Annotated in this window: 14 protein-coding genes; 10 read left to right on the top strand and 4 right to left on the bottom strand. The window is 60.5% G+C overall.

Annotated features, from left to right (window positions below; genetic code table 11):
* Positions 1-65 precede the first annotated feature (65 nt).
* On the top strand, positions 66-1,403 hold the full coding sequence (miaB, locus tag Q672_RS33155) for a tRNA (N6-isopentenyl adenosine(37)-C2)-methylthiotransferase MiaB (RefSeq protein ID WP_022986855.1): 1,338 nt from the start codon (positions 66-68) through the stop codon (positions 1,401-1,403).
* Positions 1,404-1,411: 8 nt separating this feature from the next.
* On the opposite strand, the gene Q672_RS33150 is transcribed toward miaB, so the two are convergent.
* The 3 genes from Q672_RS33150 to Q672_RS33140 form a co-directional block, all read right to left on the bottom strand.
* Complete coding sequence (locus Q672_RS33150; RefSeq protein ID WP_022986854.1) at positions 1,412-2,089, bottom strand: anti-sigma factor; 678 nt, start codon at positions 2,087-2,089, stop codon at positions 1,412-1,414.
* The gene (locus Q672_RS33145; protein ID WP_022986853.1) at positions 2,086-2,640 is read right to left on the bottom strand and encodes an RNA polymerase sigma factor; all 555 of its coding nucleotides are present in this window, start codon (positions 2,638-2,640) and stop codon (positions 2,086-2,088) included. Before Q672_RS33145 ends, Q672_RS33150 begins: the two co-directional genes overlap by 4 nt.
* 84 nt (positions 2,641-2,724) lie before the next feature.
* Positions 2,725-4,725, bottom strand: a complete 2,001-nt coding sequence (locus Q672_RS33140; RefSeq protein ID WP_022986852.1) for a YncE family protein — start codon at positions 4,723-4,725, stop codon at positions 2,725-2,727.
* Positions 4,726-5,022: 297 nt separating this feature from the next.
* Here Q672_RS33140 and Q672_RS33135 point away from each other — a divergent pair, with 297 nt between their 5' ends.
* The 5 genes from Q672_RS33135 to Q672_RS33115 are packed head-to-tail and all read left to right on the top strand — an operon-like array spanning position 5,023 to position 10,166.
* Positions 5,023-6,012 (top strand): PhoH family protein, encoded by a 990-nt coding sequence (locus Q672_RS33135; RefSeq protein WP_031227158.1) that lies wholly within the window; start codon positions 5,023-5,025, stop codon positions 6,010-6,012.
* Positions 5,984-6,490 (top strand): rRNA maturation RNase YbeY, encoded by a 507-nt coding sequence (ybeY, locus tag Q672_RS33130; protein ID WP_022986850.1) that lies wholly within the window; start codon positions 5,984-5,986, stop codon positions 6,488-6,490. The genes Q672_RS33135 and ybeY overlap by 29 nt, the downstream gene beginning before the upstream one ends.
* Entirely contained in the window at positions 6,490-7,374 is an 885-nt protein-coding gene (locus Q672_RS33125) for an HlyC/CorC family transporter (protein ID WP_022986849.1), read from the top strand. The genes ybeY and Q672_RS33125 overlap by 1 nt, the downstream gene beginning before the upstream one ends.
* Complete coding sequence (locus Q672_RS33120) at positions 7,343-8,725, top strand: rhomboid family intramembrane serine protease (protein ID WP_031227156.1); 1,383 nt, start codon at positions 7,343-7,345, stop codon at positions 8,723-8,725. Before Q672_RS33125 ends, Q672_RS33120 begins: the two co-directional genes overlap by 32 nt.
* Positions 8,726-8,741: 16 nt before the next feature.
* Positions 8,742-10,166: a hypothetical protein gene (locus tag Q672_RS33115; RefSeq protein WP_022986847.1), complete on the top strand. Its 1,425-nt coding sequence runs from the start codon at positions 8,742-8,744 to the stop codon at positions 10,164-10,166.
* A gap of 19 nt (positions 10,167-10,185) precedes the next feature.
* Here the strand turns inward: Q672_RS33115 and Q672_RS33110 are convergent, their stop codons facing one another.
* Positions 10,186-11,568 (bottom strand): B-box zinc finger protein, encoded by a 1,383-nt coding sequence (locus Q672_RS33110; RefSeq protein ID WP_152521850.1) that lies wholly within the window; start codon positions 11,566-11,568, stop codon positions 10,186-10,188.
* Between the two features lie 158 nt (positions 11,569-11,726).
* Between Q672_RS33110 and lnt the strand changes: the two genes are divergently transcribed.
* The 4 genes from lnt to Q672_RS33090 all read left to right on the top strand — a co-directional run bounded on the left by lnt (position 11,727) and on the right by Q672_RS33090 (position 16,398).
* Positions 11,727-13,205, top strand: coding sequence for an apolipoprotein N-acyltransferase (lnt, locus tag Q672_RS33105; protein ID WP_022986844.1), 1,479 nt, complete (start codon positions 11,727-11,729; stop codon positions 13,203-13,205).
* 101 nt (positions 13,206-13,306) lie between these two features.
* Positions 13,307-14,185: an MBL fold metallo-hydrolase gene (locus tag Q672_RS33100; RefSeq protein ID WP_022986843.1), complete on the top strand. Its 879-nt coding sequence runs from the start codon at positions 13,307-13,309 to the stop codon at positions 14,183-14,185.
* A gap of 68 nt (positions 14,186-14,253) precedes the next feature.
* On the top strand, positions 14,254-14,682 hold the full coding sequence (locus Q672_RS33095; protein WP_022986842.1) for a TIGR01244 family sulfur transferase: 429 nt from the start codon (positions 14,254-14,256) through the stop codon (positions 14,680-14,682).
* A 3-nt stretch (positions 14,683-14,685) separates the two neighbouring features.
* On the top strand, positions 14,686-16,398 hold the full coding sequence (locus tag Q672_RS33090) for a SulP family inorganic anion transporter (protein ID WP_022986841.1): 1,713 nt from the start codon (positions 14,686-14,688) through the stop codon (positions 16,396-16,398).
* Positions 16,399-16,407: the final 9 nt, after the last annotated feature.

Genomic DNA, 16,407 nt, shown 5'->3' with positions numbered 1-16,407 from the left:
CCATTTTGACGCTATTCGACGGTGAGGCAACCCAAAAGGGTGGCCACCATAGATGGAGGTGCCCCTTGGCACGCAAGCTTTTCATCCAGACCCACGGTTGCCAGATGAACGAGTATGATTCCACCCGCATGGTGGATCTGCTCGAATCCAGCCACGGCCTTGAGCAGACCGACAACCCTGATGAAGCGGATGTTCTGCTACTGAACACCTGCTCGATCCGGGAAAAAGCCCAGGAAAAGGTCTTCCATCAGCTTGGCCGCTGGAAAAAGCTCAAGGAAGCCAGACCCGACATGATTATCGGCGTCGGCGGCTGCGTGGCCAGTCAGGAAGGCGACGCCATCCGTGACCGGGCCCCCTATGTGGACGTGGTCTTCGGCCCCCAGACCCTGCACCGCCTGCCCGGGCTGATCACCCAGGCCGCCAGCACCCGCGAACTGGCCATCGATGTGACCTTTCCGGAGATCGAAAAGTTCGACAACCTGCCCGAGCCCAGTGTCGATGGCCCGACCGCGTTTGTGTCCATCATGGAGGGCTGCTCCAAGTACTGCACCTTCTGTGTGGTGCCGTACACGCGGGGAGAAGAAGTCAGTCGCCCGGTACAGCCGGTACTGGCGGAAATCGAACACCTGGCAGAAATGGGCGTTCGCGAGGTCAACCTGCTGGGGCAGAACGTGAATGCCTACCGCGGCCAGGGCGCCAACGGCGAGGTACTGGATCTGGCCGACCTGATCCTGCTAATCCGTGACATCGATGGCATCGACCGCATTCGCTATACCACCAGCCACCCGGTGGAATTCTCGGATGCCCTGATTCAGGTCTACGCCGAAGTCCCCGAGCTGGTCAGCCACCTGCACCTGCCCGTGCAATCCGGTTCTGACCGCATTCTCGCCATGATGAAGCGCAACCATATGGTGCTGGAATACAAGAGCAAATTGCGCAAGCTCAAGCGGATTCGCCCGGATATCTCGTTTAGCTCCGATTTCATCATTGGCTTCCCCGGTGAAACCGACCGCGACTTCGAAGACACCATGAACCTGATCCACGAGATCGGTTTCGATATGTCCTTCAGCTTTGTCTACAGTGCCCGCCCCGGCACCCCGGCAGCCGACCTGCCAGATGACGTGCCCATGGAGGTCAAGAAACAGCGGCTGGCGATTCTTCAGCAACGCATCAACCAGAATGCCCAGGATATCTCCCGCAAGATGGTGGGCAGCACCCAGCGCATTCTGGTCGACGGCTTCTCCAAGAAGGACCCCGGCCAGCTCAAGGGCCGCACCGAGAACAACCGGGTAGTGAACTTCCGCTGCGACGACACGGACCTGATTGGCAAGTTCGTGGACGTCACCATCGCCGAAGCCTACAGCAACTCCCTGCTCGGTACGGACCCACGCAACCCGGGGTAATAGCCACGTTACAAAGCCACCGCACGGCCGATAAACAACACCGGTCCGGTTGGACGATCCCCCGGCGAACCGCCGGGGGGTTCCAGGGTCAGCTCAAACAGCTGCCCGCTTTTCACCTCTCCCACCTGCGATGCAGGAATCACTACCGGCTGGCCCCGCTCCACCAGCCCCAGCGATCGCGGCCCCCTGGCCGGATCTTGGAGGGTCCAGAACTGGACACTGTGCTGACGGGGATACGCCACCTCCTGCAGAGGAATCAGTTGCAGGTCACCTGACGCGGAGACCGTGACTCGCCAACCCGGCGCAGCAGCCTCTCCCGGCGCCTGCAAGATCACCGTGTAGACCGGTGCTGGCTGACGCAAGGGCCCCAACAGCAAGGCCACCACGACCAGCAGGCTTGCACTCACCGTGCGCCACACAACAGGACTCTGCCACACCCACTGCCAACGGGAGGGTGCCACACCTGCCTGACGGGCAATCCGGCGCCACAACCTTGAAGGCAACGGGGCCGGTTCAAGCAGCTCTGCTGCCCCAAGCCAGTGTTCCTGCCAGTGACCGGCCAGCCGCGACGCTTCCTCATCTTGCGCCAGCCAGGCATCTATCTCCTGGCGGCGTTGCGGGTCATGCAATCCCAGCACATGCTCGGCAATCAGTAGCTGCCGTTCCTGCGGATCATCAGGAATCATAGTCGCAAACACTCCTGTAACCCTTTTAATCCAGATCGAATACGGCTCTTGATGGTCCCCAGCGGCACCGCAAGAGAATCCGCTATCTGCTCATAGGACAGCCCCATGTAGTAAGCCATCAGGATGGGGCGACGACGCTCCAATCGCAGTGTTTTGAGACATTCGATCATCACCTTGCGATCATTGTCTGCCAGCGAGCACTGTTCGGGAGACAATCCCGGATCCGGCCAGCTTTCATCTGGCAGATGACCGACTTCGTAGCGCGATGACCGCCGTTGCTGGTTTAGCAAACGGTAGCGGAGTAATCCGTATAACCAGGCGCGTGCACTGCCCCGCTCATGGCGAAAACGGTGAGCGTTTTCCCAGACCTGTACAAAGGTGTCCTGCAAGGCATCGTCGGCGCAAGCTGACTCACCGGTAAAGCGCCGCGCAAACGCCAGCATGCGCGGCGCCTCATTGAGATAAAGTTGGTGAAAGGCCTGCCGATCGCCACCAGCGCATGCCTGCATCAGGGCATTACCGGCCTCAAGATCTGCGGAGATATCATCCATGAAACGGTTTCCCGAAAGGGTAACGAAGCCCTGATACTCCACCACCCCACGAGAAGACCGTGTCAAGACAGGCTGTGCTTACCGTTACTCCGGGCTGCGCCCAAGATCATCGCTGATCAGTGACACGGATTCCGGAGCGGACTGCATCCAGGTCAGTGACGGCGCCACATCGCCGCCAGCGGAGGACAGAATGTTGTCGAAACGCAGCACCATGCCCTGGGACTTCTCCGCCACATAAAGATGCTCACCGTCGAAGGCAATATCCACAGGGTTGCCCAGCTGGGTGGCACCAACCGCATTATTATCACCGTCATCAATGCGCACCGACACCTCCGTGAGCCCATCGGCACCAGACGCATTGCCAAGCACGTACAACTTGCCATCGGTAGGGTTTGCGCCACTGCCGACATCAGAAAGAATCAGCTGATCGGTTTCTGCCACATGCACGATACCGTGAAGATTTGTGGGGGCGGCAAAGGCCACCCCGCCCTCTGCCGGAATGATGACCCTGTCAGCTCCCGCACTGCCACGGCGAGTGCTGTACTCGTCGAAGACCGCCACCGAACCATCGGTGAGCGCAACATACAGCCGGTCTTCATCGGGGTCATAATCCAGATCCCAGGGAGCCACACTCAAGGAAGTACTGAATAGAGGGGCTACATCGCCACCGGCCTGAGCACCATAGACCCGCACCGCCGGGTCACCATTATCAGTCACCAGCACCCAGCCCTGCTGGTCCGCTACATCAAATCCTTTGGGTGATGACAATCCGGTGTTGGCGCCCTCAATCAGCCGATCGCGGCTGGCAGCAAACATTTCACCATCACGGCCCGTGGCCAGACGGTTGATCACCGCCAAGCCGGTGTCATAGGTGATGTAGGCGTCGCCCATTTGATTGAACCCCAGGCTTTCGCGATCCAGTCCCGTGGTAAAGCCACGCTGCATGGCGCCCAGATCGACGTCCAGCACCACGACATCCGGGTCCGAGGGTGACGCTGGCGCATTACTGGTCACCGCAACGCCTGTGAAGCCCGTGCCGCTTTCATCAATGTCAGAAAGGTCTGCCAGCACCGGCTGGTTGACCACCAGCACCAGAGACTCCGGTTTGGTGCTGTCGACGACATTATCCGGCGCCACATCACCCGAATTACCGGAGACCACATTGTTGTAGACCAGCACCGCATCATTGGATTTTTCCGCGATGTACGCCTTGTCGCCATCCAGCACCAGGTCCACCGGGTTACCCATCATCGTGGCCGGGCCAAACAGGGACCGGGAGGGGGTTACCGTGCCATTAGCCGTGGAAGCATTACCAATCACATACAAGCGCCCGTCATCAGCGACTGCAGCGTCACCCACATCCGTAATCACCAACGTGTCGGTGTCCGCCTGGTAGGCAATACCGTGGATATTAGAGACCGTACCGGCCGTATCCGGGGTCAGGGTACGTGACGGGGTCGCCATGAACCCGCCAGCCACATAATCGTCCACGACCACCACCGTGCCATTGGTCATGGCCAGAAACAGCCGATCAGATGGCTCGTCGTATACCAGATCCCAGGCGTTGCCCGCCAAGGGAGTACTGGCCAGCGGAACCGCGTTTTCACCGGCGGCAGTACCAAAGACTTCTATACTGTTGCCACCCAGATTGGCCGCCATGACCAACCCTGCTTCATGGGCAATCGCAATCCCCTTGAGTGTCATAGACCCCGCGGCAGGCAGGGAGCGATCCAGAGTCGAGACCGCAGAGGCATTCTCACTGCGCTCCACCACCTTGTGCAGCGCTTGCAGACGGCTCGGGGCGCCACCACTGTCGTTGGCGGCATAGAGGTTCCCCAACAGGTCCAGCGCAATGCCTTCATTGGCATCGGCGTTAAATGTCTGGATCACATTCAGGCGGCCATCCAGCAGATCCACCTGTCCGGCATTGCTGCTGCCGTTATGCATCATCAGCAGTTGATTGCCCGGCTGCTCGCCCGGGAGGGTAATCCGTCCCCGGTCGTTATCGTCACTCCCACAGGCTGCCAGCGCTACCGCCATGGCCAGCGGTGAAAGCCACAAAAAACCTTTGCCGTTCGCATTCATGCGTTGTCTCCTTGATGGATATCAATTCCGGCCCACAGCCGGTTGGTGAGGACGCGAGGTCCTGCTGCTGATACCCGCAGACAACGCCAACGGATGTAACATTGAGTAAGGCTTTGATGGCTTACGGTAAAGCCCTGCGTCTTGGAGCCTCCTGCCGGTTGTTCGAGATTCCCCCCGGCGGGCTTGCTGACGGTCAATACACGCGCTAGCCTGCACCGCGAATTTCGCTTCCCCGCAGCCTGGCTTCGGGGTATTCTGGAAGCCACCGCAACAGCCCGAAGGGCCACCTTTTCCATCTTGGACACACCACTCGCTTCACAGCACATCAGCCTCGAACCGAACGATTCCCGTCGCCTGGCCAGTCTCTGCGGCCATTTGGACGAGCACATCAAGCAGATTGCCAACCGCCTGCACGTGGATATTCATAACCGCGGCAACCAGTTTCATCTGGCCGGCGAGCCGGATCTGGTGGAAGCAGCCCGGGCCATCCTCAACGAGCTGTACGACCAGACCCGTGACGGCACCGAGCTGACCCCGGAAATGGTGCATTTGCACCTGCAGCAATCCAACGTGGCTGACAAGGCCGACAACACCGTCGCCTTTCCCACCGACGAGGTGGTAATTCGTACCCGTCGGGTGCGTATCAAACCCCGCGGCGAACACCAGCGCGAATACGTCAAGAAGGTTCGCCAGCACGACATCAACTTCGGCATTGGCCCGGCCGGCACCGGCAAGACCTGGCTGGCCGTAGCCTGTGCCGTCGACGCCCTGGAAAGAGCCGAAGTCCAGCGTATTCTGCTGGTGCGCCCGGCGGTGGAAGCGGGCGAAAAGCTGGGTTTCCTGCCCGGCGACCTGGCCGAAAAAATCGATCCCTACCTGCGTCCCCTTTACGACGCCCTTTATGAAATGCTGGGCTTCGAAAAAGTGGCCAAGCTGATGGAGCGCATGGTGATCGAGGTCGCTCCGCTGGCCTACATGCGCGGCCGCACCCTGAACAACAGCTTTGTGATTCTGGACGAAGCCCAGAACACCACCCCGGAACAGATGAAGATGTTTCTCACCCGCATTGGTTTCGGCACCCGTGCCGTGATCACCGGTGACGTTACCCAGATTGACCTGCCCCGCCATCAACGCTCCGGGCTGATCAATACCCTGGAAGTCCTGGAAGAGGTGAAAGGTATCGGCATCACCCGATTCGACAGCAAGGATGTGGTTCGCCATCCGCTGGTTCAACGCATTGTAGAGGCCTACGACCGTCATGAACGGGATACCGACCCCGACCGTTGAGATCCAGTGGGCCACCGACGCTCCGGATGCCCCCGACGAAAACCACCTGTGCGAATGGGTGCGCAATGCCAGCCGCGCCGCAGGCGGTGTGGTTGGCGATATTACCTTGCGGATTGTCGATGAGAGTGAAATTCGCGAGCTGAATCGCGACTACCGCGACAAGGACAAGCCCACCAATGTGCTCTCCTTCCCGTTTGAAATGCCGGAAGGATTACCACAGGATGCCATTGACCCTCTGCTTGGCGACATCATCATTTGTGATGCCGTGGTTCGCCGTGAGGCCGACGAGCAGGGCAAAACCCTGGATGCCCACTGGGCTCACATGGTCACCCATGGTGTTCTGCACCTGCTGGGCTATGACCACATTGATGACGATGATGCTGTCGTCATGGAAAACCTGGAAGTTCAAGCGCTTGGCGAACTGGGCTATTCCGATCCCTACGCCGGGCCCGACCATAACACGGAGCAAACCCCCTGATGTCAGACGATTACTCGGATAACGGTACCGGCCGAAGTTGGCTGGAGCGTGTCGGCCAGTTTTTCTCTTCCACTCCAGGAGACCGGAGCGAATTACTGGATCTGATGCGCTCCATGCGCGACAGCGACGTTATCGACGGGGACACCCTCGGCATCATAGAAGGGGCTATTTGTGTGGCCGACATGCAGGTGCGGGAAATCATGATCCCCCGCTCCCAGATGGTCAGTATCAAGGCCAGCTCCGACCCTCGGGATTTTTTGCCAACGATCATCGACTGCGCCCATTCCCGCTTCCCGGTACTGGGCGATGATCCGGACGAAGTGATTGGCATTCTGCTGGCCAAGGATTTGTTACCGTTGATCCTGGAACCGGCCCGTATGGACCGTTTTGCCATCAAGGATCACATCCGCTCGGCTATGGTAGTACCCGAGTCCAAGCGACTGGATTCCCTGCTGCGGGAATTCCGTATCAGCCGCAATCACATGGCCATCGTCGTCAATGAGTACGGTGGCGTGGCCGGGCTGGTCACCATCGAGGATGTATTGGAACAAATCGTCGGCGAAATCGAAGACGAGCACGATATCGAAGAAGACGATTATCTGATCAAGGATCTGGATAACGAGGAATATACCGTCAAGGCGCTGACGCCCATCGACGACTTCAACGAACACTTCAACTGCGAGTTCAGCGATGAAGAGTTCGACACCATCGGGGGACTGGTGATGCAGAAGTTCGGGCGCCTGCCGGGGCGGGATGAAAGTGTCGAGCTGAACGGCTATCAGTTCACCGTACTCAGCGCCGACGGCAGAACAATAAGATTATTGCGGGTCACTCCGCCGGGGGAACAACAGGATGACAACATCGCCAGCGAGGCCGAAAGCTGACACCACCCTCTGGCAGCGTTTGCCCTGGGTCATCCTGACACTGGCGCTCTGTCTGCTGGCGGGCGCCCTGTTCAATAGCGGGCAAGGCAAACAGCCCGCGCTGGAGTGGTACGCGCAAAGCGGACTGCAACAGCTGGAGTGGGACAACTATCTTTCCTGGCTACGCTTCAACGGCCAGGGCGAGCAAGCCCGCCGACTGGAACAACAGCTCAGCCAGAGTGACCGCCACGCCTACGCGGCTGCCCTTTTTGCTCACGATTTTGTTGCCGATAGTGATGCCCGCGCCCGGGATTTCTGGACTGTCTCGCAAAGAGAGCAGTGGAAAACCTTGCGATCGCAAGTCCCCGCACAACTGGCCAGCAGCCCCCTGTATCGCTGGGGGCTGACCGATCAGGCCCCGCGACCGGCCCACTTTTTCACCGCTCCGCTCACCGGCGCCCCGCTCTGGTTGACGCTGCTGGCACTGGCACTACTGGTGCCTCTGGCCGCCCCGCTGGAACAGCGCATCGGTCATGGCAAAACCTTGCTGGTCTGGATTGCCGGCTGCCTGCTTGCCGGTGGCGGCTATCTGCTACTGGCACAACCTGGCCAACTGCCGTTGCATGGTGCTGCTCCCGCCCTGCTGGGGTTATTCGGCGCAGCCATCGCCAGCCAGAAAGCCGCCTTGTCGCTCACGTTGCCCGGTGACAACGGCAAACAATTGACACTGCCCGCCGTCACATTGTGGGCCCTCCCGGCCGCCCTGCTAGGCGCTCTTTCCCTGCAAGCCGACCCTCTGCTTCCTACCCTGTGCGCGGGTATTCTCGCGCTGGCTGGCGGTGCACTGCTGGTTCAGATACTGCTGCCTCGCGAATCCTTTGGGGCCTCCAGCACCGAGGTGACGCCGGTGCTCACCCCGACACAACAACAGGAATTAACCCGGGGGTGGGAAGCCCTCGCCCGGCTTGACGGCGAGGCAGCCGCCAACGCGTTCGGAAACATTCTGGAGAGCGAGCCGCAGCAGTTTGATGCGCTCACCGGGCAATTCACCGCACTGCAACTGGCTCAAGAGGAACTTGCCTGGCAGCACCTGGCCAACACCCTGTTCAGCCACCCCGCTGATGCCCCCGGACAGGCAACCCAGGTCAGCCAATGCTGGAAACAGTTCCGCCAACGCAGTCACACACCCATCGAGACCCAGGCAGGCTGGCAGCTGGTCAAAACCCTGACCCGGGCCGCAGAGTTCCAGCAGGCAGAAGCGCTGGTGGAGCAACTGGATGATCATGAGTCCCGCAAGAGCGCAGTCAGAACCCTGCGCCAGGCGCTGGAAAAGGAAGGACTCTCCCACCGTGCCAAGGCGCTGACCCGCTGACGATAAAGGAATACCCATGTTGAAAAGAATCACAGCCTTCGGCCTGCTGGTAGCAGGTATCAGCGGGTGTAACAGCGCCGACATTCCCCGCAATAATCTACCTGACCGCTACTATCAACCTGCTCCCACCCTCAGTGAGACAACCACGCCCCTCCCGGTCATCAGCATTCGTTATCCCGCAGGGATCGAACCGCAACACCGCGACGCTATCGCCACCCTGTATGCCGACCATACGCCCTACATGGCCAGGATGGCGGATCAGAAAGAACAAAAAATGGTGGCCAAATTCAAACGCCAACTGGACGTCAACCCCAAGGCCTTACAACAGAGTCTGGAAAAAACCAGTTTTTATGCGCTGTACCTGTATCAGGCAATGCAGGACCAGCTTGGCGACAATGCGCACATCGTTCTGGAGCCCACGGTACTGACGCTAGATAGCAACGGCAAACTCAGCCAGGAACGTCCCTACCCCGGGCTGCCCGCAGACATCTGCATGAACTTCCTCAGTTACGTGGATCCGTATTTTCATCCCGGCACCTGGTCCGGTTTACCCGCCACCTACGGCAAGGGCATCGCCCCCATCGTTAGCCTGCGCATGGACCAGGCCACTTTGGCTGACAGTAATGGCCTCTATGCGGCCACTACACGGCTGATGAATGGCACCCAGTCCGTTCAGGCAGACACTCTCGATTGCGACGGTGTGAGTGCCGATGTGTTCTCCTTGCTCAACCGAAGCCAGCACTGGTCGCAAGACAGCAAAACCCATTACAGCACCGTGGTACCACAGCAATATCCCTACTTCATTCTCAAGATGGATAACTTCGACGAGCGCTTCCCCGCTGCGGATTATCTGAAAGTCTTCGCACTGGACAGTCAGCGTTTGCTCTCTGAGCTACCGTCTTCAGGCAGCCTCATTGGTGCAGCACGGTATGGCCAGTTTATCGCAGGCTTCGATCCACCCCTGGCGCAACGCTGGCAACAGCACTCACTCGCTCCGGGTGATGATCAGGCCCTCGCCGATATCGAATCATTCCGCCTGGCACTGGCCGACTTTGCCGTGGCCAAAAGCCAGGTCCACTTTGATCTGTATCTGGCCACCGATGACTTTCCCGTCAATCAGGCCAAGATTATGGAAGAGGCAAAAATCCTGCGTAACGCCAATCTGCTGACCGGCCTGAAAATCGCAAAAACCGCCTTTATTACCGACCCGCTGAAACTGCTCAACGCGGCCAACGTGAGTGCAGACGAACTGGCCTCCAGCAAAGCCAACCTATACCTGCTCAGTGGTTACAAGGAAACCGCCGTGGCGGCAGCCGGAGTCTCCATACCGGTATCGGCCACCCTGAACGGCAAACCCACCAGCGTCTCGGCAACCTCCATGGAAAGCCTGATTTCACAGCTACAACAACGTTATCGGGACAACCACCCGACAACACAGTGAATCATAGGGGCCCACATCGCTACGCCCCCCAGGCCGCTCTGTACTCCGCCACCTGCTGCCGCAACCGGGCGTCGCGGCAGTGGCTTTCCACGAAGCGCAGGTACTGCTCCGCCTTGCCAGCGAGCCCGAACTTTTCGGCCAGCGTCCGGGCCAATAGTAAGTAGGCATTCCCCAACTCGGAAAACTCCGGGTGGCGCTCGTGCATTTCCTTGAGCAGGTTGACCACCAGTTTGGGATCAAGGTCATACAGCCCCCGCGCCAACACCCATCGCAAGCCAGGATCGCCCGGCAACCACTGCGGCTGACGTTGCTGCTGTTCGGCGATCAGTTGCCGGGCAGCGGACCAGTTCTCCGCGCTCACCAGCGCATCCAGATAGGGCTCGGCATTGGCCCGACGCTCATCCTCACGCCCCAGCACCTGCAACAACCGATCCAGACGCTGCCAGTCGGCCACGGTGGCCTTTTTGGTTTTCACGATCTTGGCAGTGCTGAGCAATACCTTGTCGTAACGCCCCGCGCATAGCTGTACGTTTTGGCGTCGAGCGGCCAGTGGGGTGGTCACTCTCGCGCTCCCGGTATTGATGCCCCACAACCGCCCATGGCGGCCCAGCATTTCGCCGCACAGGGCCGCCAACGATAACCACCAGACAGCCGCGAGCACACCGCCCAGGCTCTGTACAAGCGGGCTTGGCATAACGTCTACCGCCACCAGTAACACAGCCGCCACCAGCAGCCCGCCGACAGAGGCCAGCCCCGCTGCCACGGCGTAGTCACGGGGCACACTCACCAGATAGGTGGGCGCCGCCGCATAAGAGCCTGGCTCAGCCCCCTGCACCTGGATCGCCAACCACAAGGCTGGCACCAGCAACAACAACAGAGCCCCAACCACCAACCCCACCGGGACAGAGAAAAACAGCATCAGTGCCCCGGCCAACAGCAGGACCAACAACGCCGGGGCCGCTTGCAACAAGGCCCCTTTCCAACCCAGCCCTGAGGACAACGCGTCCCAGCCAGGGACAGCCACCACCGCCCGCCCACGGCGCGGATGGGTCCGGGCAGCCATGATCGCCTGCCCGAACCCGAATGCCGGCACGCCGCCCAGCAAGGTCAAGGCGAGCAGCTCAGGCACCGGCGGAATCAAGGCGGCCACCAGCCCCCAGACCAGCAACACAGGCAACAGCACTGGAGTGAAGGGCAACCGCAGGCAACGCTCCAGTTGTTGCCAGAGCGGGCCACCGCCCGACTGCCCGGTGGCCTCCACATCCTGGTTACACAGAAGGCAGCGGGCTTCTACCAGATTGTCTTCCCGGCCATCCACACACTGCTGACATAGAAACAGACCATCATGACGACAAAACCAGAGCGCCTCCGTGGCCGGATGGTACTTGCATGGCTGATTCACTATGATGCCCCCAAAGCCGCCACAGCCCTTTCAGGCCTGGGCCAGTTGAAAGTTCAACTGCCCCCCGGCGGTTGAACGTTATTATGTCCGCTACTTTATTCAATCCATTGCACAGACTCTACCGTTGGCCGCCAGGCGGCTATAAAACAAGGATACCCATGCGTGACCGTCTGCTGGCCCTGATTGCCGGCCTGCTATTTCCGCTTGCCTTTGCGCCCTACGACCTCTGGCCGCTGCTGCTGGTCAGCATCGGGGCCAGCTTCTGGAGCCTGCGTCACGCCCCCAGCGCCCGTGAAGCCATGCTGCGTGGATGGCTCTACGGACTGGGCCTGTTCGGTTTCGGAGTAAGCTGGGTGCATGTCTCCATGCACGACTACGGCTACATGCCCCTGTGGATGGCAATCCCCTTTACCGCTGTCTTCGCCGCCTTCCTGGCACTCTTCAATAGTCTGGCCTTCTACGCCAGCTGGCGTCTGGGACGCTCCGCACTGGCGTTTGCTGGCTGCTGGCTGCTGATCGACTGGTTCCGTGGCTGGTTCCTGACCGGCTTTCCCTGGCTCTATGCCGGCTATGCCCTGATCGACACTCCCTTTTCCCCACTGGCGCCTTTGGGCGGGGTCTGGTTACTGACGCTAAGCGCGGTCCTGCTGAGTGCCGCCACAGCGGAATGCGCACAGGCCGGGCGACCACGATGGACGGCGACCGCTTCCATCCTGGTTATTCTGGTGCTGACAACCGTTTCCCATGCGCTGTCGTTTACCCGGCCCGCCGGTCCCAACCAAAAAGTGGCACTGGTACAAGGCAATATCCCGCAGGATCTGAAATGGCAGCTCTCCATGCGCGAGCGCACCCGCGAGATCTACCAGGATCTCACTGCTGGCATCCCGGCGGGACATCTGGTGATCTGGCCGGAATCTGCACTCACCGAGTTCTACCAAACCCTTACTGACTTCGTGGAACAGGAAGGACAGCTGCTGGCCGACCGAAACAGTGGTTTTATCACCGGGATTCCCTGGCGCACGCTGGGGGATACCGGAGTGACCTACCACAACAGCATTGCCTCCATCCCGCTCACAGATGACGCGGGTCAGGAACGGGTCTACCACAAACAAAAACTGGTGCCCTTTGGCGAATATGTCCCTATGCAGTCGCTGATTCGTGGCCTGATCCCGTTCTTCGATTTACCCATGTCGGGCTTTACCGCAGGCAGCCCGGAGCAGCCCAATCTAAGCGCCTTGGGCCACACCATCGCCCCGTTTATCTGCTATGAAATTCTCTACCCTGAACTGGTGGCGCAGCGCAGTCATGGCGCCGATGCGCTGATCACCATCAGCAACGACGCCTGGTTCGGCACCTCTGCCGGCCCCCTCCAGCATTTTCAGATGGCTCGCATGCGCGCACTGGAGACCGGCCGCTGGCTGTTACGCGGCACCAACAACGGAGTCACCGCGGTGATTGACCATCACGGCAAGGTCGTGGATGAGCTGCCCCAGTTCACCCGCGATGTGCTCTACAGCCACTACCAACCGCGAACGGGAGTAACCCCGTTCATGGCCACCGGTGTATGGCCATGGCTGTTGGTATCCGGGCTGCTGATCCTGGCTGGCTGGGCACTGAGAATGAAAAGCCCCACCTGATATCTCTTTATGGAATAAGCTTATAACCATATTTGACATCCGGCCCGCAGTCGCCTGAAAATAGGGCATCCGATCTTGTCCCGACGACCTACGGAGATCCCATGTCCCGGCCCGATGTCACAGCCTTTTTCGATCAGGACACCCATACCGTCAGCTATGTGGTGGCCGACCCTGAAACCCGCCACTGCGCCATTGTGGATTCGGTGCTGGATTACGCTGCCAACGCCGGCCGCACCTCCTGTAGCGGCGCCCAGCACATTGTCGATTTTGTACGTGAGCAATCCTTGACCGTGGAATGGCTGCTGGAAACCCATGTCCATGCCGACCATCTCTCCGCTGCACCCTGGCTACAGCAGCAATTGGGCGGCAAGCTGGCCATTGGGGAACACATCCGCACGGTGCAGGACACCTTCGGCAAGACCTTTAACGCCGGCAGTGACTTCGCCCGGGACGGCAGTCAGTTCGATCACCTGTTCCAGGATGGGGAGACCTATCGGGTCGGCAATCTCCAGGCCAGGGCCCTGCACACGCCCGGCCACACCCCCGCCTGCATGAGCCATGTCATCGGCGATGCGGTGTTCGTGGGCGACACCCTGTTCATGCCCGATTACGGTACCGCCCGTTGTGACTTCCCTGGCGGTGATGCCCGTACCCTGTATCGCTCTATCCAGACGCTAATGGCCCTGCCCGACGCCACCCGCATGTTTCTGTGCCACGACTACCTGCCCGACGACCGCGACCATTTCATTTGGGAGACCACCGTGGGCGAACAGCGCCTGCACAACATTCATGTCCACGACGGCATCAGCGAGACCGAGTTCGTGACCATGCGTGAAACCCGCGATGCCACCCTGGACATGCCGCGACTGATTCTGCCCTCGGTACAGGTCAACATGCGGGCAGGCCATCTACCGCCGGCAGAAGACAACGGCGTGCAGTACCTCAAAATTCCATTGAACCTGTTTGCCGCCCAAGGATGAGATCGGCGCCACAACTGCGTAAGCTGATCGCCTCCGACAACCAACGGCAACGCTATCAAGGGAAACCTATGACCGATTTCAAGAAGCTGACCGACACCCTTTTTGTCTCCGCCCAGCTGCGCCCGGAAGACATGCAAGCCGTCGCCGATGCCGGCTTCCGCACGGTGCTCAACAATCGCCCGGACGGGGAAGGTGAAGACCAGCCCAGCAGCGCCGAAATGGCCGCCGCCGCGGAAGCGGCAGGGTTGGAGTACGCCCACCAGCCGGTGGTCGGCAGCAACATCGCCGAAACAGACATTGATGGCTTCGACGCCATCGTCTCACTGGCCGACACGCCGGTACTGGCGTTCTGCCGCACAGGCACCCGCTGCACCACCCTGTGGGCACTGAGTCAGGCCGCTGAGCAGGATAACCAGAGCATCCTCACCACCGCGGGCCAGGCCGGCTATGACCTGAGCAAACTGGCCGACCGCCTCGACCAGCGCCGGGGCCAGTAATCCATGCCGCGAGCCCTCCGACTGCTGCGCTGGCTACCGGCCAGCGACTGGCTGGCTCGCTACAGCAAGGACGATGCGACGGGGGATGCCATTGCCGCCCTGATCGTCACCCTGCTGCTGGTGCCCCAGGGCCTGGCGTATGCCCTGCTGGCTGGCATGCCCCCGGAAACCGGGTTGTATGCCAGCATGCTGCCTCTGATCGTCTACGGACTGTTTGGCACCAGCCGGGCACTCTCGGTAGGCCCCGCCGCCCTCACCTCCCTGATTACCGCCTCTGCCGCAGGGGCCATCGCCGCAGGCGACCCGGAACGCTTCCTACACGCTGCCATCGGCATGGCCTTGCTCTCCGGCCTGATCCTGGTCGTCATGGCGGCCCTGCGCATGGGCTGGCTGACCAACCTGCTTAGCCACCCGGTCATTCTCGGCTTTGTCAGCGGCTGCGCCATCGTGATTGCCGCCAGCCAGCTCCGTCATCTGCTCGGCATTGATGCCCATGGCGAGAACCTGATCCAGCTGGGGTTCAACCTGTTCTCCCACCTTAACAAGACCCACTGGCTCACGGTCGCCATCGCGACGCTTGCCATCATCTGCCTGGTGCTCCCCAAAAAACTGGCCGGGGCTCTCAAACGCGCCTCTCTGCCCCACTGGCTCGCCGCTTTTCTGAGCAAGTCCGGACCGGTTCTCGCAATGCTGGTGACGACGGTGCTTTGCCTGTTGCTACAGCTGGACCAGCAGGGGCTTGCCGTGGTCGGCACCATCCCCGGTGGACTGCCACAACCGGCACTGCCCCGGCTCAGCCAGGACGAATGGCAGCAGGTGCTGATGCCCGCCCTGCTGCTGGCGCTGATCGGTTTTGTGGAATCCATCTCCCTGGCCCAGGCCCTGGCCGCCAAACGCCGCGAACGCATCAATGCCAACCGGGAGCTGCTGGGCCTGGGGCTGGCCAATATGGCCAGTGGCGTATCTGGCAGCTTTGCGGTGACGGGCAGCTTTTCACGCACCACCGTCAGCTTTGACGCAGGTGCCCGCACCCCGATGACCGGCCTGCTGGCCGGGCTTGCCATGGGCGGCGTTGCCCTGTGGTTTACCGGCGGGTTTACCCACGTTCCACAAGCCACCCTCGCCGCCATCATCGTCATGAGCGTCATTTCGCTAATTGAATGGCGGGAGCTGAAACACCTGTGGGAATTCAGCCGCCCGGACTGCCTGGCCATGGCGGCCACCCTGGCCGGGGTGCTGTTGATCAATGTCCAAACCGGTTTGCTGATCGGCGTGGTGCTGTCACTGGGCCTGTTTCTGTGGCGTACCAGCCAGCCCCACGTGGCAGAAGTCGGGCTGGTCCCCGGCACCCATCACTTTCGCAATATTGATCGCCACGACGTGGAGCGTCAGGCACACCTTCTCTCCATTCGCGTGGATGAATCTCTCTGGTTTGGTAACGCCCGCTCGCTGGAAGACCTGCTCTACGATCGCACCATGGCCAGGCCAGAGGTGCGCCATCTGGTGCTGATGTGCTCCGCAATCAATCATCTGGATGCCAGCGCCGTGGTAAGCCTGCAAAGCCTGAATGCCCGGCTGGACGCCGCCGGGGTGCAGCTGCATCTCTCGGAAGTCAAAGGCCCGGTCATGGACCTGCTGAAAAAAACCGGGCTGGAAAGCGAGCTGAGCGGCCAGATATTCCTGAGCCACTACCTGGCCGTAGAGGCTCTGGGCTAGCGAATCTTC

Origin of the sequence: Alcanivorax sp. P2S70, from assembly GCF_000475295.1 — a bacterium.
GTDB classification, from domain to species: domain Bacteria; phylum Pseudomonadota; class Gammaproteobacteria; order Pseudomonadales; family Alcanivoracaceae; genus Alcanivorax; species Alcanivorax profundi.
Note: the sequence above shows the minus strand (reverse complement) of the source record. Positions and strands in the feature narration are given on the sequence as shown.

Bases quoted from the DNA above. Each gene is read 5' to 3' on its own strand.
- Q672_RS33095 (WP_022986842.1), top strand. From the start codon at position 14,254: ATGACCGATTTCAAGAAGCTGACCGACACCCTTTTTGTCTCCGCCCAG.
- Q672_RS33115 (WP_022986847.1), top strand. From the start codon at position 8,742: ATGTTGAAAAGAATCACAGCCTTCGGCCTGCTGGTAGCAGGTATCAGC.
- Q672_RS33125 (WP_022986849.1), top strand. From the start codon at position 6,490: ATGTCAGACGATTACTCGGATAACGGTACCGGCCGAAGTTGGCTGGAG.
- lnt (WP_022986844.1), top strand. From the start codon at position 11,727: ATGCGTGACCGTCTGCTGGCCCTGATTGCCGGCCTGCTATTTCCGCTT.
- Q672_RS33145 (WP_022986853.1), bottom strand. From the start codon at position 2,640: ATGGATGATATCTCCGCAGATCTTGAGGCCGGTAATGCCCTGATGCAG.
- Q672_RS33090 (WP_022986841.1), top strand. From the start codon at position 14,686: ATGCCGCGAGCCCTCCGACTGCTGCGCTGGCTACCGGCCAGCGACTGG.
- Q672_RS33150 (WP_022986854.1), bottom strand. From the start codon at position 2,089: ATGATTCCTGATGATCCGCAGGAACGGCAGCTACTGATTGCCGAGCAT.
- Q672_RS33120 (WP_031227156.1), top strand. From the start codon at position 7,343: ATGACAACATCGCCAGCGAGGCCGAAAGCTGACACCACCCTCTGGCAG.
- ybeY (WP_022986850.1), top strand. From the start codon at position 5,984: ATGAACGGGATACCGACCCCGACCGTTGAGATCCAGTGGGCCACCGAC.
- Q672_RS33100 (WP_022986843.1), top strand. From the start codon at position 13,307: ATGTCCCGGCCCGATGTCACAGCCTTTTTCGATCAGGACACCCATACC.
- Q672_RS33140 (WP_022986852.1), bottom strand. From the start codon at position 4,725: ATGAATGCGAACGGCAAAGGTTTTTTGTGGCTTTCACCGCTGGCCATG.